General features: G+C 62.6%; 18 protein-coding genes and 1 tRNA gene. 10 read left to right on the top strand and 9 right to left on the bottom strand.

Annotated elements, in window-relative coordinates; translation table 11 throughout:
• The first annotated feature begins 93 nt into the window (after positions 1-93).
• Together AC1RZR_RS32220 and AC1RZR_RS32215 are read left to right on the top strand one after the other, a co-directional pair.
• On the top strand, positions 94-552 hold the full coding sequence (locus AC1RZR_RS32220) for a phasin (protein WP_477271384.1): 459 nt from the start codon (positions 94-96) through the stop codon (positions 550-552).
• Positions 553-899: 347 nt separating this feature from the next.
• A tRNA-His gene (locus AC1RZR_RS32215) sits at positions 900-976 on the top strand.
• Positions 977-1,311: 335 nt separating this feature from the next.
• On the opposite strand, the gene AC1RZR_RS32210 is transcribed toward AC1RZR_RS32215, so the two are convergent.
• The 8 genes from AC1RZR_RS32210 to AC1RZR_RS32175 form a co-directional block, all read right to left on the bottom strand.
• The gene (locus tag AC1RZR_RS32210) at positions 1,312-2,412 is read right to left on the bottom strand and encodes a class II histone deacetylase (protein ID WP_481827143.1); all 1,101 of its coding nucleotides are present in this window, start codon (positions 2,410-2,412) and stop codon (positions 1,312-1,314) included.
• An 8-nt stretch (positions 2,413-2,420) separates the two neighbouring features.
• The gene (locus AC1RZR_RS32205; RefSeq protein ID WP_481827142.1) at positions 2,421-4,004 is read right to left on the bottom strand and encodes a GMC family oxidoreductase; all 1,584 of its coding nucleotides are present in this window, start codon (positions 4,002-4,004) and stop codon (positions 2,421-2,423) included.
• Between the two features lie 11 nt (positions 4,005-4,015).
• A complete protein-coding gene (locus AC1RZR_RS32200) occupies positions 4,016-5,083 on the bottom strand; it encodes a branched-chain amino acid ABC transporter permease (RefSeq protein ID WP_481827141.1) in 1,068 nt (355 codons plus the stop codon).
• 26 nt (positions 5,084-5,109) lie between these two features.
• Positions 5,110-5,997 carry a branched-chain amino acid ABC transporter permease gene (locus AC1RZR_RS32195; protein WP_481827140.1) on the bottom strand — a complete coding sequence of 296 codons (888 nt, stop codon included), beginning with the start codon at positions 5,995-5,997 and terminating at the stop codon, positions 5,110-5,112.
• Positions 5,998-6,001: 4 nt separating this feature from the next.
• Complete coding sequence (locus AC1RZR_RS32190; protein WP_477271370.1) at positions 6,002-6,724, bottom strand: ABC transporter ATP-binding protein; 723 nt, start codon at positions 6,722-6,724, stop codon at positions 6,002-6,004.
• Positions 6,721-7,539: an ABC transporter ATP-binding protein gene (locus AC1RZR_RS32185; RefSeq protein ID WP_477271368.1), complete on the bottom strand. Its 819-nt coding sequence runs from the start codon at positions 7,537-7,539 to the stop codon at positions 6,721-6,723. The genes AC1RZR_RS32190 and AC1RZR_RS32185 overlap by 4 nt, the downstream gene beginning before the upstream one ends.
• 68 nt (positions 7,540-7,607) lie before the next feature.
• Positions 7,608-8,906 (bottom strand): ABC transporter substrate-binding protein, encoded by a 1,299-nt coding sequence (locus AC1RZR_RS32180; RefSeq protein WP_477271366.1) that lies wholly within the window; start codon positions 8,904-8,906, stop codon positions 7,608-7,610.
• Positions 8,907-8,960: 54 nt separating this feature from the next.
• Positions 8,961-10,394: an amidase gene (locus tag AC1RZR_RS32175; protein WP_481827139.1), complete on the bottom strand. Its 1,434-nt coding sequence runs from the start codon at positions 10,392-10,394 to the stop codon at positions 8,961-8,963.
• 131 nt (positions 10,395-10,525) lie between these two features.
• Here AC1RZR_RS32175 and AC1RZR_RS32170 point away from each other — a divergent pair, with 131 nt between their 5' ends.
• On the top strand, positions 10,526-11,494 hold the full coding sequence (locus tag AC1RZR_RS32170; protein ID WP_481827138.1) for a LysR family transcriptional regulator: 969 nt from the start codon (positions 10,526-10,528) through the stop codon (positions 11,492-11,494).
• A 209-nt stretch (positions 11,495-11,703) separates the two neighbouring features.
• On the opposite strand, the gene AC1RZR_RS32165 is transcribed toward AC1RZR_RS32170, so the two are convergent.
• Positions 11,704-12,918 (bottom strand): LacI family DNA-binding transcriptional regulator, encoded by a 1,215-nt coding sequence (locus AC1RZR_RS32165; RefSeq protein WP_481827137.1) that lies wholly within the window; start codon positions 12,916-12,918, stop codon positions 11,704-11,706.
• Between AC1RZR_RS32165 and AC1RZR_RS32160 the strand changes: the two genes are divergently transcribed.
• The 7 genes from AC1RZR_RS32160 (at position 12,905) to AC1RZR_RS32130 (ending at position 20,840) form a co-directional block, all read left to right on the top strand.
• The gene (locus AC1RZR_RS32160) at positions 12,905-14,122 is read left to right on the top strand and encodes a CaiB/BaiF CoA transferase family protein (RefSeq protein ID WP_477271358.1); all 1,218 of its coding nucleotides are present in this window, start codon (positions 12,905-12,907) and stop codon (positions 14,120-14,122) included. The two genes, AC1RZR_RS32165 and AC1RZR_RS32160, sit on opposite strands and share 14 nt — an antisense overlap.
• Positions 14,122-14,952 carry a 3-ketoacyl-ACP reductase gene (locus tag AC1RZR_RS32155; RefSeq protein ID WP_477271356.1) on the top strand — a complete coding sequence of 277 codons (831 nt, stop codon included), beginning with the start codon at positions 14,122-14,124 and terminating at the stop codon, positions 14,950-14,952. Before AC1RZR_RS32160 ends, AC1RZR_RS32155 begins: the two co-directional genes overlap by 1 nt.
• Positions 14,953-15,003: 51 nt before the next feature.
• Positions 15,004-16,497: a sugar ABC transporter ATP-binding protein gene (locus AC1RZR_RS32150; RefSeq protein WP_481827136.1), complete on the top strand. Its 1,494-nt coding sequence runs from the start codon at positions 15,004-15,006 to the stop codon at positions 16,495-16,497.
• Positions 16,498-16,505: 8 nt separating this feature from the next.
• On the top strand, positions 16,506-17,975 hold the full coding sequence (locus AC1RZR_RS32145) for an aldehyde dehydrogenase family protein (protein WP_481827135.1): 1,470 nt from the start codon (positions 16,506-16,508) through the stop codon (positions 17,973-17,975).
• Positions 17,976-17,983: 8 nt separating this feature from the next.
• Entirely contained in the window at positions 17,984-18,826 is an 843-nt protein-coding gene (locus tag AC1RZR_RS32140) for a Cof-type HAD-IIB family hydrolase (protein WP_477271350.1), read from the top strand.
• Positions 18,814-19,809 carry an ABC transporter permease gene (locus AC1RZR_RS32135; protein WP_436251445.1) on the top strand — a complete coding sequence of 332 codons (996 nt, stop codon included), beginning with the start codon at positions 18,814-18,816 and terminating at the stop codon, positions 19,807-19,809. The genes AC1RZR_RS32140 and AC1RZR_RS32135 overlap by 13 nt, the downstream gene beginning before the upstream one ends.
• 83 nt (positions 19,810-19,892) lie before the next feature.
• Positions 19,893-20,840 (top strand): substrate-binding domain-containing protein, encoded by a 948-nt coding sequence (locus tag AC1RZR_RS32130; RefSeq protein WP_477271347.1) that lies wholly within the window; start codon positions 19,893-19,895, stop codon positions 20,838-20,840.
• Positions 20,841-20,846 lie beyond the last annotated feature (6 nt).

The raw sequence follows: 20,846 nt of genomic DNA, 5'->3' as shown, positions 1-20,846 counted from the left end.
ATGTTGCAATGCACAAAATTTGCCTTTATATTGCCATCATACATGAACGAGACGGCTTTCTGTCAAAGCCGCTGACGCTGAAAAGGATGGAAAATGTCCAGGACCAAAACTGCCGACACGATCGAAAACGTTGAGTTCCCGAGCTTCGACGCTTCCAAGGCCACCGACCAGATGCGCGCTTTCGCCGAAAAGGGCGTCGAGCAGTCGAAGGAAGCCTATGCCAAGCTGAAGACCGGTGCCGAGGAGACCCAGAAGGCTCTGGAGTCGACCTACGAGACCGCCAAGACCGTTTCCAGCGACCTGTCGCTAAAGACCATTTCCGCTCTCCGCGCCAATGCCGAGGCAGGCTTCTCGCATCTCGAAGCCCTGATCGGCGCCAAGTCGCTGTCGGAAGTCATCGAACTGCAGACTTCCTTCCTGCGCAAGCGCGTCGAGACGACCGTCGAGCAGGCCAAGGACTTCCAGGCCGTCGCCTCCAAGGCAGCCGAGGACGTCTCCAAGCCGATCAAGACCGCCTTTGAGAAGGCGATGAAGGAAATCAAGGTTGCCTAACATTTACGCATGATCTGAGGATGCAACAAAAGGTCGCATTTTCTTAAAAACGATCAGGGGTATGATGGTAGCCATCAAGGAATACCCGGTGGGCGGAACCTCCTCCCTCTGCTCCCCGGGGTGACCAGCCAGCACCTCCTCCCGCTGGCTCGTAACAGGAAAAGGCCGGCACCTCCTCCCGCCGGCCTTTTTCTTTGCCCGGTGAAAAGTCGATGCCGTTGTGGGGAAGCGACCTTTGCCTAGCAAAAGTCTTGAATTAAGATCCATTAGCCCGTAAGGACGCATCGCCGAACGACAGAGCTGGCCATGGAGAGAGAACTTTCCACTTGGTCCGGCTCGGTAAACGTGCCGTTGTAGCTCAGATGGTTAGAGCGCCGGATTGTGGATCCGGAGGTCGCTGGTTCGATCCCAGCCAACGGTACCATCAGCTTTCCCGCTAAAACATTGAATTTATTATAGAATTTCCGGCGCGTAGTGATCAGCCTTGCGGCTACTTCCTGTTTTGTGTCGCGTGGGCGAGTATCGCCTCACGGCTTCGCTTTTCCGCAAGGCCATGAATGCAGCATGCCTTATGCGTAGGCGGACTTTCCTGGTGCAGTGAAGGCCTGCGTTCGGCTCGGGCTGTAATCTGGGGCTGCGACCTGAATATGGGAAACACTCTTTGCTCGTCGGGGGTTGGTAGCGGGAGCCCGCATGTGTGAGATTGGGCGCCGGTGTGTCTTGAGATCGTCTCATTGGCAGATCGTCCTAATCAGAATTCTAGGCGATGCCGCCCAAAAGTTCCTCCGCCCTGGAAACAGCGGCCGCCTGATGCGGCTGTAAGGGCTGGCCGGCGTAGCTTTCGAAGACCGGCAGGAACGGGTCGTCGATATGCGTCCTGATTCCGGACAGTTGCTCCATCACCGCCAGGCCGCAATAGGGAACGTAGGAGGCCGAATAGCCGCCTTCATGCGACATCATCACGCGCCCGCCGCAGAGGTCGTCCGCCGCCTGCATCAGCATCCGCGTCATGTCGCGGTAGCTGCCGCTATGCAGCATCATGCGCCCCAGCGGATCGGCCGCCGAGGCATCGAAGCCCGACGGCACGACGATGAGATCAGGCTTGTAGCGATTGAGCGCCGGTAGCACGACGCGTTCGAAGACGGACATATATGCGCCGTGGCCGCAGCCGGCGGGCAGCGGCACGTTGATGTTGTAGCCTTCGCCCTTGCCCTCGCCGCGCTCCTTGTGAAGACCGCTGTCATGCGGATAGAGCCCGTCCTGATGGATCGAGATGGTCAGCACCGACGGGTCCGAATAGAATGCGGACTGGGTGCCGTTGCCGTGATGAACATCCCAGTCGACGCTGGCGACCCGCTCGAAGCCATGTTTGGCACGGTTCTTCAGGATAGCGACCGGAACGTTGCCGAACAGGCAAAAGCCCATGCCTTGCGCGCGCTCGGCATGATGGCCCGGCGGCCGTACCAGCGCATAGCCATTTTCGACATCGCGGCTCAACACCGCATCCATCACCGCCGCCGTGCCACCGGCGGCCAGACAGGCGATCTCGTAGCTGCCATGGCCGAAGGGGGTGAGATAGCTCGCATCGCCGCCGCGCCCATCACTGAGCAGCTTGATGCGGCTGATGTAGTCGCGGTCGTGAAACAGGGCGAGGTCGTCCTCGCTCACCGCGACGGAGGCGATCCTTGACAGTTTTTCGGTCAGGCCTGAAACCTCCATCAGATTGCGGAAGCGGCGTTTCGTGTCGGCATTCTCCGCATGCTCGCCCGGCTCGATGGTCAGGCTCGGCTGAAAGAACTGCGCGGCGTTGCCGGTCTCGTGCCAGAGATACAGCTCGTGAAAATTCCATCCCGTCGTCATCTCGTGCCTCATCCCGCCAGGATCATCGACGCGGCGCGTTCGGCGATCATGATCGTCGGCGCGTTGGTGTTGCCCGAGACCATTTTCGGAAAGACCGAGGCGTCGGCGATGCAAAGCCCGTCCAACCCATGAACCTTCATCGACGCGGGATCGACGACGGCCATCGGATCGGTGCCCATGCGGCAGGTGCTGGTCGGGTGATAGAGTGTCGTGCAGTGGCCGCGAATGTAGTCGGCGATCTCGGCGTCGCTCTCGCATTCGGCGCTCGGCGTGATTTCGCCGACGAGCATTTCGGCAAGCGGCGATTGCGCCGCGATGCGGCGGCTGATGCGGATGCCTTCGACCAGCGTGGCGATGTCCGAACCATCCTCGTCGCTGATGAAGTAACGCGGGTCGATCGCCGGATACTCGATCGGATTGGCTGAGCGCAGGCGGATCTCGCCGCGGCTGTCTGGCCGTTGCAGCGTGGTGTGCAGCGTGATGCCGGGCCTGGACGAAAGGAACCGAACATAATCGCGATGCGGGCTGATGGCGCCGTAAAGCTGCAGGTCCGGCTCGATATCGGGCCGGCTCTTGACAAACCCTCCCGCCGCCACCCAGGGCGAGGAGCGCGGACCGCTGCGCGACGTCTGCCATTCCTCGAAGTCGCGCTGTAGCGTCTCATCGGTCCAGGCACCGACGCCGATCCTGTCCTTGGTATAGAAGGTGATCGGAATGTTGATGTGGTCCTGCAGGTCCTTGCCGACGCCGGGCAGGTCGTGGACGGGCGCTACGCCGACGCGTGTGAGTTCGTCGGCCGGGCCGATGCCCGAAAGCAGCAGCAACTGGCAGGTGCCGATCGAGCCCGAAGACAGCACCACCTCTGTGTCGGCGTAGGCGGTCTCCGGTTCGCCATTGACGAGATAGCGGATGCCCTTGACCCGGCCCTTCTCGACGATCAGGCCGGTCGCCAGCACACCGGTCCTGATCACCAGGTTGGGGCGTTCCCGCGCCGGGCGCAGATAGGCCTTGCCGGTGCCCCAGCGCTCGCCGTTCTTGATGGTGAATTGGAAGAGGCCGACACCTTCCTGCTCGACGCCGTTGAAATCGCGGTTGTGTTTGTAGCCGGCGGCCTTGCAGGCCTCGATCCAGGCAAGCTCGTTGGCATCGACATGCGCGACATTGCCGATATGTAGCGGCCCGTTGGCGCCGTGCAGCGGGTCGTTGCCGAGTTCGGCATTGCTTTCGCTGGCCTTGAACACGGGCAGCACGTCTTCCCAGGCCCAGCCGGGGCAGCCCATGGCGGCCCAGCCATCGTAGTCGGACGGCAGGCCGCGAATATAGATCATGGCATTCAGTGCGCCGGAACCGCCGATCATCTTGCCGCGCGGCCAGAACACCCGCCTGCCGCGGCAACCGGCCTGCGGCTCGGTATAGTAGCCCCAATCCACGGCTGTGTTGAACATGGTCGGCCAGTCCGAGGGCACGTCCGAGGCGAGCGGCGCCTCGCGTCCTGCCTCCAGCAGCAACACCTTGCGGGCAGGATCGGCACTGAGGCGATTTGCCAGCACGCAGCCGGCCGAGCCGGCACCCACTATGATCGTATTGAACATCGTTAAGTCTCTCACTTTCCGGCCGGGGCCGGGCTTTGCACAATGTTGCTCACTGCTGGCTTGCTGTCTGGGCTGGCGCGACGGCGCGCGAGCCAGTGGACGAGATCGCCAAAACGGCCGACCAGCCCCTTGGGCATCAGCACCACCGACAGCGCAATGATCAGGCCAAGGCCGAGCGTGCGGAACTCGCCGCTCTCCCGCATCAGTTCGTCGGCCAGCACCAGCACCACCGTCCCGACCAGCGGTCCCCAGAACGTGCCGACGCCGCCGACCACGACGATGGCGATGATGAACATCAGTTGCGACATCGACAGCACACCGGGACCGATCGCCTGGAAATGCGCGGCATAGAAACCGCCGGCCAGTCCGGTGAAGAAGGCGGAGATGCCGAACACCAGAAGCTGCGCCTGGAAGCGGTTAACGCCGCGCGCCACCGCATAGCCCGGATTGTCCTTCAGCGCCCGGAAGGCAAGGCCGATCGGGCTTTTGACGATCGCGTAGGTGAAGACCATCGTCAGCGCGAACAGCACCGCGATGATGGCGTAATTGCCGACCAGCCACTGCGCCCTGAGCAAGGCCCTGGTGCCGAGATCGCCGAAGCGGGCAAAGCCGACGGCGCCGCCGGTGAACTGGCGGCAGACGGAGCCGACCATGACGAAGCATTCGGTGTCGGTGACGATCAGCAGATACATCGTCTGGGCGATGGCAAGCGTCAGCAACGCCACATAGACGCCGGTCAGGCGAAGGCAGGCCAGGCCGACGACGAGCGAGAACAGCACGGCGCCCAGCGCGCCAGGCACAAGTGCTGCCCAAACGTTCCAGCCGAAATAGAAGCAGAGCATCGCCGTCGCATAGCCGCCGAAGGCGAAGATCGCCATTTGTGCCAGCGAGAAGATGCCGGAGAAGCCGAACAGGAGGTTCCACTGCGAGGCGATCGTCGCATAGAACAGCGCCAGCACGATCTGGCCGAGGATGTAGCGGCTGTCGACCATGAACGGCAGCGCGATCGCCGCCGCGATCAGCATCAGGCTGATGGCAAGATCAGTCCTGGCCGCGCGGGACATGGAGGAACGGGACATGGGACGTGTCTCTGTCATGATGCCGCTCACATGCGCCGGATTTCGGCGTGGCCGAAAAGGCCGGACGGCCGCCAGATCAGCACGGCAATGACGACGAACAGCAGCGATGGAAAGCCCCACCTGGCGCCCAAGGCGTACTGGACGAAGGATTCGAGCAACGCCAGCCCAAGTGCTGCTGCTATGGCGCCCGGCAGATTGCCGAGACCGGCGACCACGCACATGATGAAGGCCTTCAGCATCGGGTCGTTCCCGAGTGGCGGCGACAGTTGCGTCATCGACGAGACCATGACGCCACAGATGCCGGCGAGCGCGCCCGACAGCATCAGCACCTGCAGGTAGACGCGGTTGACGGCGACGCCCATGAGCTGCGCCGCGTCGCGGTTTTGCGCCGTCGCCCGAATCGCGCGGCCCATCCGCGTGCGGCCGAGCGCCGCCGAGACGACCACCATCATGACGACCACCACCGCGATGATCAGAAGGTTTTGCCAGGGCAGCGTCAGCGGCCCCAGGCGCAAGGCGCCGGCAATCGAAACCGGCTGCTTCAGCGGCTGCCCGCCATAGGTCAGGAGGATGGCATTCTCGAGGGCGATGCCGATGCCGACCGTGGCGATCATGACGTTGGCTTCGAATGTCGATTTGTCGTTCTGCAGGAGATTGCGAACGATCGCGAAATAGAGGATGGCGCCGGCCAAAGCACCCGCGACGATGGCGCCGGCGAAGCCGATCGCGATCGGCAGGCCGAGCGAGGTGATCACCGTGAAGGCGACATAGCCGCCAAGCGTCAGCATCGCCGCATGGGCCATGTTGAGCATGCCCATCGACCCCCAGACCAGCGACAGCCCGACTGTCGCCAGCGCATAGAGCGCGCCCGAGGTGAAGCCGGCGACGAGAATGGCCATGAGAACGTCGGTCATGGCGTCAGCCTCCGAGATAGGTTGCGAGGAGTTCGTCGCGCGCCATCAGTTCGGCGGGCTTGCCCGACCAGACGATGGCGCCGTCGTCGAGCAGATGCAGGCGGTCGGCGAGATCCTCGACCCGGGCCGGGTTCTCCTCCACCAGCAGGATCGTGCGTCCAGCCTTGCTCAGTTGCGAAATGACGCCGTAGACCTGATCGATGATAAGTGGCGCGAGGCCGAGCGACGGCTCGTCGATCAAAAGGATGCGCCCGCCCATCATCAGGCCGCGGCCGATGCCGACCATGCGCCGTTCGCCGCCCGACAAGCTCGAGGCGATCTGGTTGCGACGGTCGGCAAGCTTCGGCAGAAGCGCGTAGACCTCGTCCAGACGGCGCGCGATCTCGGCCTTGTCCGGCGCCAGATAGGCGCCCATCAAAAGGTTTTCGAGCACGCTCATCTGCGCGAACAGCATGTCGCCCTGCGGCACGTGGGCGACGCCCAGCATCGCGGTCTCATGCGGCTTGCCCAAGAGGCGCTGGCCGTCAATGCTGATTTGCCCGCCGCGCAGCGGCACCAGGCCGGAGATGGTCTTGAGCAATGTCGATTTGCCATGGCCGTTCGGGCCGACGACGGTGACGAATTCACCGGCACGGACGGTCAGCGAAATGCCCTTGAGCACGTCGAGCCCGTCATAGCCCGACACGATGCCGTCGAGCTGCAGGACGGGCGGTTTTGCGGCCGTCATTGCGCCCCCTCGACCGGATTCGTTGCGGCCTTGTCGTCGAAGAATTTCTTCAGCCGTTTCTGCGTGCCCTGGCCGAGATAGGTTTCGACGACGGTCTGGTCCTCGGCGACTTTGTCCGGCCGGCCTTCGAAGATCACCTTGCCATGGTGCATGATGATCACGCGGCTGGAGAGCGCCAGGAGAAAGCGCATGACATGCTCGATCAGGACGATGGTCAGTCCCTGGTCGCGCAGCTTCAGCACCATCGCCATGATCTGGTCGATCTCTGCGACGTTGAGCCCGCCGACCGGCTCGTCGAGGAAGAGCATTTTCGGCCGGGTGGCGATGGCGCCGGCAATCATCAGCAGCTTGCGGTCGAGCACCGGCAGCCGCGCCACGGTCTCGTCGGCCTTGGCCGCAAGCCCGACGAAGTCCAGCGCCTCGATCGTTGCCTGCCGGACATCCTCGCCGAGGCGGAAGCCGGCCAGCCTTCGCCGCTGCCGGCCGAAATAGGCGGCGATCTCGATGTTTTCGCGAACGGTCAAGCTGTCGAAGGCGGCATTGAGCTGGAAGGTGCGGGCCATGCCGAGTTGGCAGATGCGGTCGGCCGGAAGTGCCGAAATGTCGGTGTCGCCGAAATGCACCCGGCCGCCACTGGCCGGCGTGATCCCGGTCACCACGTCGAAGAAGGTCGTCTTGCCGGCGCCGTTTGGCCCGCCAATGCCGACGATCTCGCCCGCATTGACCACCATCGACACGCCGTCGACGGCGGCCAGCGAGCCGAACCGTTTGACCACACCGTCACAAACCAGCATCGGACCAGCGGCCTCAGTCATATTTCTCACCCAATGGCCGGTCGGGCACAGGGCCCGGCCGGTGTCGTTGGTTTCTTTTTCGCGTCCGGTCACTTGATCCATGGCGGCAGGATGAAGCTGTCCGTGGCATAGAGCGCCGGCGCGATCAGCTTCGGATCGGTCTTGTAATCCTGATGCTGCAGGAACTGGTGCGGCATGCCAAGCGACGGATCGGCCACCTGCGTCGGATAGCAGAAGGCCGATTGGCCCGCCGGATCGGCCCGATAGGTGCCGTTGACCCCGCGATAGACCAGGCGCTTCATCGCATTGGCCACCTTTGTGGTCTGCTCCTTGTTCATCGGTTCGCCTGGACCACCGGCGATTGCCGCGGCAAGCGCCCACATCCACAGGCCGTCATAGGTCTGCGATCCCGTGATGTAGGCCGAGTTCGGACCGAATTTGGCCCGGTAGCTCTCGCGGAACGGCTTGGAGAAATCGTCCGGCAGGCAGCCGATCACCGTCGAATAGACGACGCCGTTGACCGCCTCGCCGCCGATCTCGCGGAAAGCCGGCAGCGATGGTCCGTACTGCATGTAGATCAGGCTGTTTATCGGCTCGGCGAGGAACTGGACCATGAACTGCGCCAGGTCCTGCGGCAGGAAGTGCGTGACCAGGATCGCCGCCGGCGGGTCCTGGCGGAGTTTCGCCAGCGTCGGTCCCCACTGGTTGGTCGGGAACGGAACGGTTTCGAACAGGCTAACCTCGAAGCCGTATTCGGCGGCCTTGTCGCGGATCGCGTTGGCGATGACGATCGAATATTCGTTGGCCGAGGGGATGATGGCGATCTTCTTGTTGGGCGCCTTCCATTTGCCGTCCGCGGCAAGCGTCTTGAGGAAGTTCAGGCAGCCCGGTCCATACCAGAACTCCGGCGGATCGCCCTGGAAGGAGCTGTAATAGCGGGCAGGGTCGGTCTTGAACTTCTCATTGTGCGAAATCAGCGTGTTGTAGTGCATCATGATGACGTCGTTGTCGGCGGCGACGTCCATCTCGATCATGTTGGTGCCGAGATTGTAGCCATTGATGATGACCGGCGCCTCGAAGCGGTCGATCAGGCGCTGCATCGACTGGCTGACGAGGTCGGCGCCCATTTCCTTGGTGTCTTCGATGTGGATCTCGACAGGCCGGCCGAGAATGCCGCCCGCCGCATTGATCTCCCCGGCGGCAAGTTCGAGACCGTTCTTGAACTCGATGCCGTCGGCCGCGGCGATGCCGGACATCGGCAGGGCCGAGCCGACCGGGATGGGCTTGGCGTCCTGGGCGATCGCCGCAGTGTTCATGTCGGCAAGAAGCGCGGCACCGGCCGCACCCGCGCCGACCACGCCCTGCAGCATTGCACGTCTGTTCATCATGGCAAAGTTCCCCTTTTTGGCGTTGGTTAGAGTCTTTTCTTCATGCGAAATCTTTCACACCAGATCTTTCTGGCGAAACGCGTGGGTCATGGGCACGAAAGCGGCTTCCAGGTCGGCTGCCGCCGAAAGCACGCGGGCATCGTCGCCGCGCGCGCCGATGATCTGGAAGCCAACGGGCAGGCCCGCCTCGGTCATGCCGCAAGGGATGACGCAGGCCGGTTGCTGGCTGAGATTGATCGGGTAGCTGAACGCTGCCCATTCGGTCCAGCGCGACAGGCCGCTGCCTAAGGGCACTTCAAGTCCGACCTCGAAGGCCGGCACCGATGTTCCCGGCGAAACGATGAAATCATAGGCGTCGAGCAGCCGGTCCATGGCGGCGCCGAATTCGGCGCGCTCCAACTGCGCGGCGACGAGCGTCTGGACGCCGAACGTCGCCCCCGCTTGCGCGATCTCCAGGAAGCCCGGATCGATGCCCGCCCGTTCGCTCGGCGGAACCAGCGCCAGCCGCGCCGCGGCGCCGGTGAACCAGTGATGCTGGAAAAGATCGAGAAGATCGCCACCCGGAAGATCAATCGGCTCGACCGTCGCGCCGAACGCATCGAGATACGTCAAGGCATGAGAGACGGCGGCGGCGATCCCGGAATCCAGCGCTCCTGACGGCGGCTTCGACCAGTAGCCGATCCGGGCGCCCTGCAAAGTGTCTTCGATCCGGCCAAGCGGCGCCAGCGTTCCCACGCCCTGCTGCCAGTCGCTGATATCGCGGCCGGACATGGCGTCGGCCATGACGGAAAGATCGGGCGCTGTCCGCGCCATCGGTCCGATATGGGCGACGGTTCCGAACGCGCTGGACGGATAGGCCGGCACGCGGCCGAAGGTCGGCTTCAATCCGGCGATGCCGGTGAACGAGGCCGGGATGCGGATCGAGCCGCCGCCATCGGTGCCGAGATGGAAGACGCCAGCGCCGGTGGCGGCGGCCACCGCCGCTCCGCCGGAGGAACCGCCGGGCGTCTTTTGCGCATTCCAGGGATTGCGCGTGATGCCGCAGAGGCCGCTGTCGGTGATCGCCTTCCAGCCGAATTCGGGCGTCGTCGTCTGCCCGATGAACGCTGCGCCCGCTCTGCGCAGCAGGGCAACGGCGGGGGCATCCTTGTCATAGGCGGCGGAAGTCGTCGTCCTGCTGCCGTAACGCACGCTCCAGCCCTCGGCCCAGACGATGTCCTTCAGCGTCGTCGGTATGCCGTCGGCCGCCGACAGCGGCTCGCCTGCCCGCCAGCGTTTCTCGGAAGCACCTGCGGCCTCGAGCGCACCCTTGCGGTCGATCATGGTGAAAGCGTTGAAAAGCGGATTGATCGCTTCGGCGCGAGCCAGCGCCGCCAGCGTCACCTCGACGGGCGACAGCGATCCAGCGCGGTAGGCGGCGTTAAGCTCCGCAGCACCCAGGCGGCACAGCTCATCGGCGTCGGCAATGGGAGACAGCCCATTCGGCATACAGTTCGAACCCCTCACTCCATGGCCGCTCTTCCGGCAGCCTTGTCAGCCCGGGCAATCTGGCGGGTTTTTTCATCACCATAAAATGTATTGTTGTGGGGAATATTCGCTATTTAATGTAACAAAGAGCCATGAACCTGACCATCCGGCAGTTGCGCTATGTCTGCGAAGTCGCCAGCCTTGGCAGCGTGCTGGCGGCCTCCAGATCGCTCTACATCTCGCAATCCTCCATCCTCGCGGCGATCACTCTGGCCGAGGCCGGGATGGGGGCACGCATTTTCGACAGGCGGCCGGCGCGCGGTGTCTCCATCACGCCGGCCGGCCAACGCTTCGTCGCCGCCGCCCGCATCATGCTGGCGGCGGAAACGGAGTTCAACCGGTCGATCGGCGACCTCAACGGGCGCGTGCCGAAGGTCCTGCGCATCGGCTGCTTCGAGCCGTTCGGCGCGCTGTTCATGCCGGAGATGCTGCGCAGCTACCTCGACAGCGTCGGCGATGTCGAGATCGACCTTGTCGAGGCCGACCAGGTCCAGTTGCAGGAACGGCTTGTCGCCGGCCAGATCGATCTGGCCATTCTCTACGACATCGGTCCAATTGGCATCGACAGCGTCACCCGCATCTGCAAGGTACCGGCGCATGCCGTGCTCAATGCGGACGATCCCCTTGCCGCGCGCGACGGCATCTGGCTGGCGGAACTGGCGGCACGGCCGCTGGTGCTGCTCGACCTGCCGCACACGGCGACTTATCTCCTGACCCTGTTCGACGTGCTGGCGAAACGGCCGGAGGTGCGCTTTCGTACGCGCTCTTACGAAACGGTGCGCTCGGCCGTCGCATCCGGCTTCGGCATGGCCGTCCTCAACATGCGGCCGATCGGTCGCGCCACCGCCGATGGCGAGGAGATCGTTCGAAGACCAATCCTCGATGAGCTGCCGCCACCGACGCTGATCGTCGCCGACATGTACGGTTCGGCAAAGCCACTCTTCGTGCGTGTCTTCATCGACATGTTCCATCGCTTTTTCAGCGTGGTGGGACCGTCGGGCTTTTCGGTGACGACTCCGGAGCGCGAACCTTTTCTGCTGGTCGCCAGGGAGGATGGCTGAGCGGCCCTGGTGTTGCGAACGTTACAGGGCTAGCGTTGCAACCTTAGCGCTCATTTTTCAAAGCCGCTATTTTGCTCTTCGACCGAACTATCGACTCTCCGACCAGTGAACTCGGATCTTGGTCTACCGTCCATGAGTTGCTGTCGATGGAAACGGGCAGTCTCCGCAGTGCTTTCGCATCATGTTCCAGACGGTCTTAAGCGATCATATTAGCGTCTGACGACGGCAGTGCTTTCCCTGACAATCAGTCTGATGGCGAGCTCGCGTTGTCTAAGATGCAGTCGCTGCGAGGGTGAAGCGAGGATATAGTCGGCAGCAATGCGCCCCATATCGCGTGCAGGTACTTCCAGCGTTGTCAGTTCGGGTGAGGTCAGCTCAGCGATCTCCAGATTGTCGAAACCGAATATCGAAACCTCTTCGGGCACAGCGACACCTGCGGTATGGCAATATTTTATCGCACCGGCGGCCAGGATATCGCTGCCGCAAAATACAGCCGTGGGTCTAGCTGTGGTATCCATCAGGCGTTTCATGCAGGTGCGGCCGTCGTCCAGTCGGTAGGCTCCCTCGACAACCGGAACGATGCCACGGTCGATGCCTGACCGTTCAAGTTCATTCAAGAAGCCGTCGCGTCGGCCTGCCGCGCGATCATTGTCCTGAGTGATGCCGGCGATCATCCCGAATTTTGTGTGGCCGAGGTCGAGCAGGTAACGTGCGGCCGTTCGCCCTGCCTTTTCGTTGTCGAACCCCACCGCCGCACCCGCCTCGGTCGCTTTCGACGTGTAGGTGTAAACGTAATTGATGCGCTTCTGCTCGAACATGGCCAGAGTGGCTGGCCGGTGCGTTGACCCGACAAGCACCACAGATTCGACCCCGCGCTCGACCAGCAGACGTGCCTGCTCGTATTCATGATCGATGTCGTAGCCGGAGGTGTTGATGATGAGCGAAACGTCTTTTTCGGAAAGCCGCGCCTGAAGTCCATCGACCATCGTGGCATAGATAGCGTGGTCCAATGTGGGGATGATCGCGCCGACCAACCTTGTTCGGGTCGACCGCAGCGCCCTGGCGGAACCATTTGGCACATAGCCGAGATCGCGCGCCGCTCGGACAACACGATCCCGCACGACCTCGTTCACGTTGGGGTTGCCATTGAGCACGCGGGAGACGGTGGCCGGCGAACAGTTCGCAAGCCTGGCCACGTCAATCAACTTTGCGCCGCCATCCTCGATATCCATTGAGCCTCGAATCCGACGGTTTCCGAGAAACCGTTTTCCAGATGACACATTTTTTTTCAGAAGGCTACACCATCTCTTTTTGACAAAGCCTTTCAAATTAGGCTTGACAGCTATGAGAAAAGGCGTGAAAACGATTTCACAGATGCGCAACTCATAGCGCAGAGCCAAGGGAAGAGAAATGCTCAGCGGCATCAAAGTTGTCAGCTTCTGCCATTTTCTGCAGGGTCCTGCAGGTGCCCAATATCTCGCTGACATGGGTGCGGATGTCATCAAGGTTGAACCCATCGACGGAGCTCATGAACGCCGCTGGTCGGGGGCGGACGTCTATGTGGAAGGGATCAGCGGCTTCTATCTCTGCGCCAACCGCAACAAGCGCTCCATCGGAATTGATCTGAAGAGCACCGAAGGCAAGCAAGTCGCCCGGCGCCTGATCGCCGGCGCCGATGTGGTGATGGAGAATTTCCGGCCGGGTGTATTCACCAAACTTGGCTTTGACGAGGAAACGCTCCGCGACATCAACCCCAATCTGATTTTCGCTTCGGCGAGCGGTTTTGGCGCAACCGGGCCGATGGCGATGAACCCCGGCCAGGATCTTCTCGCCCAGGCGCGCTCGGGTCTGATGAGTGTCACGGGAACTCCAGAACGTGGCCCCACGCCGGTCGGTGCGGCGATCGTCGACCAACATGGCGGTGCACTTCTGGCGATGGGCATTCTGGGTGCATTGGTGCGCCGCTTGCGGGATGGCAAGGGGACTCGCGTTGAGGCAAGCCTTATCAACTCGGCAATCGACCTGCAGGGCGAGGCGCTGGTCAATTACTTCGCCGGCGGCTTCAGCCGCGAGGTGCTGAACCGCGAGGCGAATCTGGCGACGTGGTTCCATGCCGCGCCCTACGGTGTCTATCCTGCCTCAGACGGCCATGTGGTGGTGTCGCTTTGCGATTCTTCCGTGCTGGCCGAAGCGCTCGACAGCGACGGTCTGCGCGAGGTAGTCGGTGTCGACCGATACGTCGAACGCGACGACTATGCTCGCCGGCTGGCCAGTGCCACGGCCCGGTTCGCGGTGGCCGAACTCGCCGAACGCTTTGACCGCCATGGCATCTGGTGGGCGCCCATCAATTACTATGACGATCTGCTGGGCGACGCGCAGCTCAGCCACGCGCAAGTGTTCCGGCAGGTGAACGTGCGTGGCCGAACGATCCACCTGGTCAACCATCCCAACCGCTACGACGGCGAGGTGCCGGCGCTGCGATACCTCGCTTTGGAGATCGGCGAGCACACGCACGAGATCCTGGACGAGCTTGGCTATGCCGATGACGAGGTGCAGCGCCTGCTGGCGTCAAAGGCCGTGGTCGCTTCGCGTGAAAAGGGTGATGGCATGGCAAGGAAGGCGTCGTGATGCTGGACCAAGCCTCTTCCACCGCAAGCGCCTCCGGGATGCCTGAAAAGCCGGCATCCCTCAACCGCGGACTTGCCATTGTGACGGGCGGCCGTCGCGGCATCGGGCGGGCCATCTGTTGTGAACTCGCGCAGGCGGGTTTCGATATCGCTGTAGTCGACATAGTCGACGATGAGAATGCCAGCGAGACCGTCAACCTTGCCCGCACGCACGGACGAAATGCCGCCTTTTATCGCAAGGACATATCCAAGACCTCGGACAATGCGGCGTTCATAGAGCGCATCGAAGCCGATCTGGGGGGGACCACTTGCCTGGTCAACAACGCCGGCGTCCAGGTTTCCGTGCGCGGCGATCTTCTCGATGTTACCGAGGAGAGTTTCGACCGGCTCGTCGGCATCAATCTGCGCGGCACGTTCTTCTTCACCCAGGCCGTAGCTCGCGCGATGATTTCCCGGCCCCAAGCCCGGCTCGAACGGTCGGTGGTGACGATCACCTCTGCCAACGCGGGGTTAGTCTCTCCGGAAAAGGGGCCGTACTGCATATCCAAGGCCGGACTGTCGATGGCTTCCCAGCAATTCGCCATTCGTCTGGCGGATGCAGGCATCCGGGTCCACGAGATTCGCCCAGGCCTGATCCAGACCGATATGACCGCCGACGTCTACGATAAGTATTCGGGGCAGGTCGAGGCCGGACAGGTCTCGGCGATCAGGCGGTGGGGGCAGCCGGAAGACATCGCCCGCGGGGTGGCGACGCTGGCCGTCGGCGGGATGCCATTCAGCACCGGAGATATCTACCACATCGGCGGCGGCATGCAGATGCATCGCCTGTGAGCTTTTTTTGAGGAGCCGAGAAAACGATTTCTCGGCTTGGGAGACGACGTGATGAAGGACCCAGTTCTCGAAATGCGCGGCATCCACAAGCGCTTTCCGGGTGTCTATGCGCTGAACAATGTCAGCTTCGCCGTCCGCAAGGGAAGCGTGCACGGCGTCATCGGTGAAAACGGCGCGGGCAAGTCGACATTGATGCGCGTCCTGTCTGGCGCGTTCCTGGCCAACGAGGGTGAAGTGGCCATCGACGGAGATGTGGTGGCTGCGCCTACGCCTGAGCGGATGCTCGAGCTCGGAATCGCGGTCATCTATCAGGAACTCGCCCAGGCTCCGCATCTCACGGTGGCTGAAAACATCTTTATCGGTCGCCTGCCGATAACGCGTCTGGGCACGATCGACTGGCGCCGGGCGAAAGACGCAGCTCAGGATGTGCTCGACAGGCTTGGCTTCCGTGTCGATCCGGCAGCGCGCATAGACACGATCAGCGTCGCGCAGCGCCAGATGGTGGAGATCGCCAAGGCGATTGCCCGCGAGGCTCGCATCGTGGTGCTCGATGAGCCGTCCGCTGTTCTGGGCGACGCCGAGCTTGAGCATCTTTTCAAGACGATCAGGCGGCTGAGCAGCGAGCACGGCGTTTCGTTCATCTACATCACCCATCGCCTGAAGGAACTCTATGAAATCTGTGACGAGGTCACCGTGCTGCGGGACGGCCAGGTCGTCGCCTCGATGCCGCTTGGCCAGACGACCACAGCCGATCTCATCCGGCATATGGTTGGGCGCGAACTCAAAGACGTGTTTCCACCGCGCTCCCTGCCCGGCGACGAGATTCGTTTAGACGTACGCAACCTGTCGCGGGCCGGCGTGCTGAAGGATATCTCCTTCAATGTCAGGCGCGGCGAGATTGTCGGCATTTGCGGCCTTGCCGGTGCGGGCCGGACCGAGGTGTTGCGCGCCATCGCCGGCGCCGATGCGCTCGAGGGCGGCGAAATCAGGATCGACGGCCAATTGGTCGCCATCGACGGACCGCGTCGCGCACTTGCGCACGGCGTCGGCCTGCTGCCGGAGGATCGCAAGACCGAGGGGCTCTTCCTCGACCAGTCGGTCGCATTCAACGTCACCGTATCCCAGATGGCGCCGTTGACCCGCGGCGGCCTGATCAGTGGCTGGCGCGAACACGAGGCTGTCGCCCGGTTCATCCAACAGATGCGCATCAAGACGCCGAGCCCCAGCACCAGGGTCCGCACGCTGTCGGGCGGCAATCAGCAGAAATGCGGCATCGCCCGTCAACTGCATGCGGGGACGGAAATCCTTCTGGTCGACGAACCGACGCGCGGCGTCGACGTGGCAGCCAAGCGCGAAATCTACGACCTGCTCGCCGAACTGACATCGAAGCGCGGTGCAAGTGTCGTGATGGTCTCGTCGGAATTGCCGGAAATCCTTGGCCTCTGCAATCGCATCATCGTCATGCGCGAAGGGGCCATTTCGGCGGTTCTAGAGGGCGAGGGCGCGACCGAGGAAACAATCATGGCGCATGCGGTTTGGCAGTGAGGAACGACATGAGCACGCGCAGCTATCAACAATTCATCGGCGGGCGGTTTGTCGACGGTTCAGGCCCCGGCTCAATCGAGCGCCGGTCGCCGGCCACAGGTGACCTGGTCGCCCGCTATTGCGATGGCACGCCCGAAGATGTCGATCTTGCCGTCGAGGCGGCGCGCATCGCATTTGAGGAAGGGCCGTGGCCGCGTATGAGCGGCATGGAGCGCGCCGAGGTCCTGAACCGTCTTGCCGATTTGATCCGCACCAACCGCGATCGGCTGGTCAGTATTGAGGTCGAGGAAGTCGGCAAGCCAGTTCGTTTTGCACGCGGCGATATTGACGGTGCAGCCGACCTGACACGCTATGCAGCTTCGCTGGCCATGCAAATGGCGGGCCTGACCTACACAAACATCGGCGATGGCAAGACGGCGCTGATCAGCCGCGAAGCAGTGGGCGTCGTGGCGCTGGTCACGCCATGGAATTTCCCGGCGCTGATCCTGTCGCAGAAAGTCCCGTTTGCTCTCGCTGCCGGCTGCACTGTGGTGCTGAAGCCATCGGAGTTCACGTCAGGCTCAGCCTTCGAGATCGCCGCGCTTGCGGCGGAAGCGGGCGTGCCGGCTGGCGCCTTCAATGTCGTTAGCGGCTATGGCGCCACCGCCGGCGACCACCTGACCGGGCATCCGGGCATCGACTTCGTTTCCTTCACCGGTTCGACGCGCACCGGCAGCCGTGTCGTCGGCAACACGTCTCGTCATCTGGTCAAATCCTCGGTCGAACTGGGCGGCAAGTCGGCCAATATCGTCTTTGCCGATGCGGATCTGGAAGCCGCGGCGGATGGCGCGTTGATGGGCGTGTTCTTCAACAATGGCGAGTGCTGCGTTTCGGGGTCACGGCTGTTCGTACAGTCGTCCATCGCTGACGATTTCATCGCCAAGGTGGTGGCGCGCTCCCGCAAGATGAAGGTCGGCGATCCGTTCGACGACGACACGGATGTCGGCGCACTGATCGACCACAATCATCTGGCCAAGGTGACCGGCTTTGTCAAAAGCGGGATCGAGGAAGGTGCCCAACTGGTACTCGGCGGCGATGTAGCGGCAGGAGCGGTCGGTCATTTTCACGAAGCGACCATTTTCGACCGGGTCGAGCCGCATATGACCATCTTCCGCGAAGAGATCTTCGGCCCGGTGCTCAGCATCACACGGTTCGATACGGTGGATGACGCGGTGCGGTTGGCCAATGACACTGCCTATGGCCTGTCCAACTACATCTGGTCGAAGAATATCGACACGGTCCTGACCGTCGCCAAGCGGTTGAAAAGCGGCTGGGTGCAGGCCAACACAATCATCGACGGCGCCCCGCAGCTGCCGCTCACCGGGGTGAAGGGATCGGGTTTCGGCTACGAGATGGGCCAGGCCGGCTTTGAAGAGTTCACCCAACTCAAGACGCTTCTCATTCAGACCGGGGCGCGCGCTCCGGTGTTTCCGGTCTGAGGCGGGTCATGACCATTCCGCGCCTTATCGTCACCGATGTCGACCGCACCTTGCTGACGCACGACCATGTGCTTCCGCAGCGTGTCGCCGACGCTCTGCACGTGGCACGAGCGGCCGGCATCATGATTGTTCTGGCAACGGCGCGCTCACCGCTCGGGCTAAAGCCCTATGCGGAGAACCTTGGGATTGCGGGCCTCGCTATCTGCTTCAACGGTGGCTGGATCGGTAATGTCTCGACCGGCGTTGCGCTGTCCGAGCAGCGGATTGGCCGCACCGATGCGCTTCAGACCATGGCCACGGCGCAAGCGGCGGGCGTTCGGCCAATGTGGTTTACCGGCCACGCCATTTACGCACTTGCCGAAGACCCGATCATCGTACGCGAAGCCGGCGTGACCAACGCGCCTTTGATCGTGGCGAAGGCGCTGGAAGACCTGCCGGGGGAACCGGGCAAGATCATGTGTGTCGCCGCGCAGCCCACAGACCGTGAAGCCTTTGGAGCTCTCCGCGTGCAGCTTGCCGGGTGCCTGTCGGTATCGGGATCGCATCCACGTCTGCTCGAGATCGGTCCGCTCGGCATCTCCAAAAAGACCGCCATCGCGACCGTTGCGGCTGAGCTCGGAATGGCCGCGCAGGACTGCGCCGCCGCCGGCGACGCCGAGAATGATCTCGAGATGCTGGCCTGGGCCGGAACGGCGGTCACGGTCGAAAACGCGGTCCCGGAAGCCAAGCGGCTCGCGCATTTCGTTGGACCGTCCTGCGACGAGGGCGGGCTGGCCGATGCGGTGGCCTGGCTGCTGCAACGGCAATCGACCCTCGCAATGGCAGACGGGAGGAAGGAATGGCTGAGATGACAACGGGACAAGGATTGGCGTCGATCCGGCCGGGGTCGGTGGGTCGGTTGCGAGGCTGGGCGCAAAGCCTTGGCCTGCTCTGGGTCCTGATCGTGTTGTGCGCTTTCGCGGTGTATCTGTCGCCGAGCTTCATCCAGACCGGCAACATGTTGAATGTCGGCCGCCAGGTGGCGCTGTTTGGCATCGTCAGCGTCGGCATGACCTTCGTCATACTGACACGCGGCATCGATCTCTCCGTTGGATCCATCGTCGGCGTCGTCGCGGTTGCCACAGCGCTGATGCTCTCATCTGGCGTTCCAATCCCGTTGGCGATGATCGCGGCGCTGGGGATGGGAGCCGTGTTCGGCGCCATCAACGGAGCTGGCGTCGTTTTCTTCGGCATGCCGCCCTTCATCATGACCCTCGGCACGCTGGTGATGGGGCGCGGCATTGCCATGACCATCGCCAACGGCGAGCCGAAGACGCTTGGCGATGCTTCGGATGCTTTCTCCTATCTGGGCAGCGGTTTTCTCTTCGGCATTCCCGTACCGATCTGGATCTTCGTTGCCATAGCCGCCGCGGCTTTCGTCGTCCTGCGACACACGCCTTTCGGTCGCCAGATCTACGCGGTCGGTTCAAACACCGAGGCGGCGCGGCTTGCCGGCATCAACGTGCCGCGCGTGCTGATGTCGGTCTACGCCATCTCAGGAGTGCTGTCGGCGCTGACCGCCCTGGTTTTTGTCTCGCGGCTGACCGTTGGTGAGCCCACCGCTGGCACCAATCTCGAACTCGAGGCCATCTCGATCGTCGTCATCGGCGGCACCAGCCTGTTTGGCGGCGAAGGTGGCGTCATCGGCACCGTGATCGGCGCCGCAATCATTGCCGTCATGGCTAATATATTGAATTTGCTAGGTATATCGCCATTCACGCAGCAGATCGTGAAGGGCGCCATCATCATCGCTGCGGTGATGTTCGAGGTCTACCGTCACAAAAGACGGTCCTGACATCCATGCGCGGCGGCACTTACCAGACGGGCAGGCCATCGCGCTTTGGAGCCTGAAATGAAAAACAATGGAGGAGTGAAAAAATGACCAGTCGCAGACATTTCCTACGCACCACTGCCCTTGCCGCCACCCTGGTACTGGGCGTCATGATGCCGGGTGCGGTCTTGGCTCAGGACAAGATCAAGATCGGCTTCAGCCAAGGCACCATGAACCATCCTTGGCGCGTCGCCATGGTTGAGGGCAACAAGAAGTACGCGGCCGAGCATTATCCGGATGTCGATCTTATCGTGACTGACGGCAACAACGATGCTTCCAAGCAGGTGGCAGACGTCGAAAGCCTGATCGCGCAAGGCATCAAAGTACTGATGATCTCTCCGCTGACGGAGCAGGCACTGACGCCGGTCGTCAAGGAGGCAATGGACGCGGGGATCAAGGTTGTGACTCTCGACCGCAAGGTCAACACGCCCGTCACCGTCCATGTCGGCGGCGAGAACCTGCCGCTCGGCGTCGGCGCGGGCGAGTTCCTTGCGAAGAAACTGAATGGCAAAGGCAACATCATCGAGTTGCAGGGGACGGCGGGGGCATCGGCCACCATCGATCGCAACAAGGGGTTTGCGGAAGCAATCGCAAAGCACCCGGACATGAAGGTGGTCGCATCGCAGAACTGTGACTACACCCGCGACAAGGCGGTGAAGTTCATGGAAGACATGGTGCAGCGGTTTGGTCCCGGCCAGATCCAGGCGGTGTACGCGCACAATGACGAGATGGCACTCGGCGCGATCCAGGTGCTGGAGGCCGCCGGCCGGCTCAATGAAGTGGCGGTGGTCGGTATCGACGGCCAGGAGACTGCTTTCGAGGCGGTCAAACAGGGCAAGCTCGCCGCAACCTTCGTTTATCCATTCGTGGCGCCGGAAGGGATCGAGACCGCCTACAAGGTGGCGAAGGGTGAAGAGGTCCCGGAGACGATCACCTTGCCAACGGTCTCAGTGACCCCGGACAACATCGCCGACATGATCGGCAAGGGCTTCTAAGTCCTC

It is taken from the genome of Mesorhizobium bavaricum, assembly GCF_056781655.1.
Note: the sequence above shows the minus strand (reverse complement) of the source record. Positions and strands in the feature narration are given on the sequence as shown.

Coding starts and splice junctions, on each gene's coding strand:
- AC1RZR_RS32175 (WP_481827139.1), bottom strand. CDS start 10,394: ATGCCGAATGGGCTGTCTCCCATTGCCGACGCCGATGAGCTGTGCCGC.
- AC1RZR_RS32145 (WP_481827135.1), top strand. CDS start 16,506: ATGAGCACGCGCAGCTATCAACAATTCATCGGCGGGCGGTTTGTCGAC.
- AC1RZR_RS32160 (WP_477271358.1), top strand. CDS start 12,905: ATGCTCAGCGGCATCAAAGTTGTCAGCTTCTGCCATTTTCTGCAGGGT.
- AC1RZR_RS32150 (WP_481827136.1), top strand. CDS start 15,004: ATGAAGGACCCAGTTCTCGAAATGCGCGGCATCCACAAGCGCTTTCCG.
- AC1RZR_RS32190 (WP_477271370.1), bottom strand. CDS start 6,724: ATGACGGCCGCAAAACCGCCCGTCCTGCAGCTCGACGGCATCGTGTCG.
- AC1RZR_RS32140 (WP_477271350.1), top strand. CDS start 17,984: ATGACCATTCCGCGCCTTATCGTCACCGATGTCGACCGCACCTTGCTG.
- AC1RZR_RS32205 (WP_481827142.1), bottom strand. CDS start 4,004: ATGTTCAATACGATCATAGTGGGTGCCGGCTCGGCCGGCTGCGTGCTG.
- AC1RZR_RS32155 (WP_477271356.1), top strand. CDS start 14,122: ATGCTGGACCAAGCCTCTTCCACCGCAAGCGCCTCCGGGATGCCTGAA.
- AC1RZR_RS32195 (WP_481827140.1), bottom strand. CDS start 5,997: ATGACCGACGTTCTCATGGCCATTCTCGTCGCCGGCTTCACCTCGGGC.
- AC1RZR_RS32130 (WP_477271347.1), top strand. CDS start 19,893: ATGACCAGTCGCAGACATTTCCTACGCACCACTGCCCTTGCCGCCACC.
- AC1RZR_RS32200 (WP_481827141.1), bottom strand. CDS start 5,083: ATGTCCCGTTCCTCCATGTCCCGCGCGGCCAGGACTGATCTTGCCATC.
- AC1RZR_RS32180 (WP_477271366.1), bottom strand. CDS start 8,906: ATGATGAACAGACGTGCAATGCTGCAGGGCGTGGTCGGCGCGGGTGCG.
- AC1RZR_RS32170 (WP_481827138.1), top strand. CDS start 10,526: ATGAACCTGACCATCCGGCAGTTGCGCTATGTCTGCGAAGTCGCCAGC.
- AC1RZR_RS32220 (WP_477271384.1), top strand. CDS start 94: ATGTCCAGGACCAAAACTGCCGACACGATCGAAAACGTTGAGTTCCCG.
- AC1RZR_RS32165 (WP_481827137.1), bottom strand. CDS start 12,918: ATGCCGCTGAGCATTTCTCTTCCCTTGGCTCTGCGCTATGAGTTGCGC.
- AC1RZR_RS32210 (WP_481827143.1), bottom strand. CDS start 2,412: ATGACGACGGGATGGAATTTTCACGAGCTGTATCTCTGGCACGAGACC.
- AC1RZR_RS32185 (WP_477271368.1), bottom strand. CDS start 7,539: ATGACTGAGGCCGCTGGTCCGATGCTGGTTTGTGACGGTGTGGTCAAA.
- AC1RZR_RS32135 (WP_436251445.1), top strand. CDS start 18,814: ATGGCTGAGATGACAACGGGACAAGGATTGGCGTCGATCCGGCCGGGG.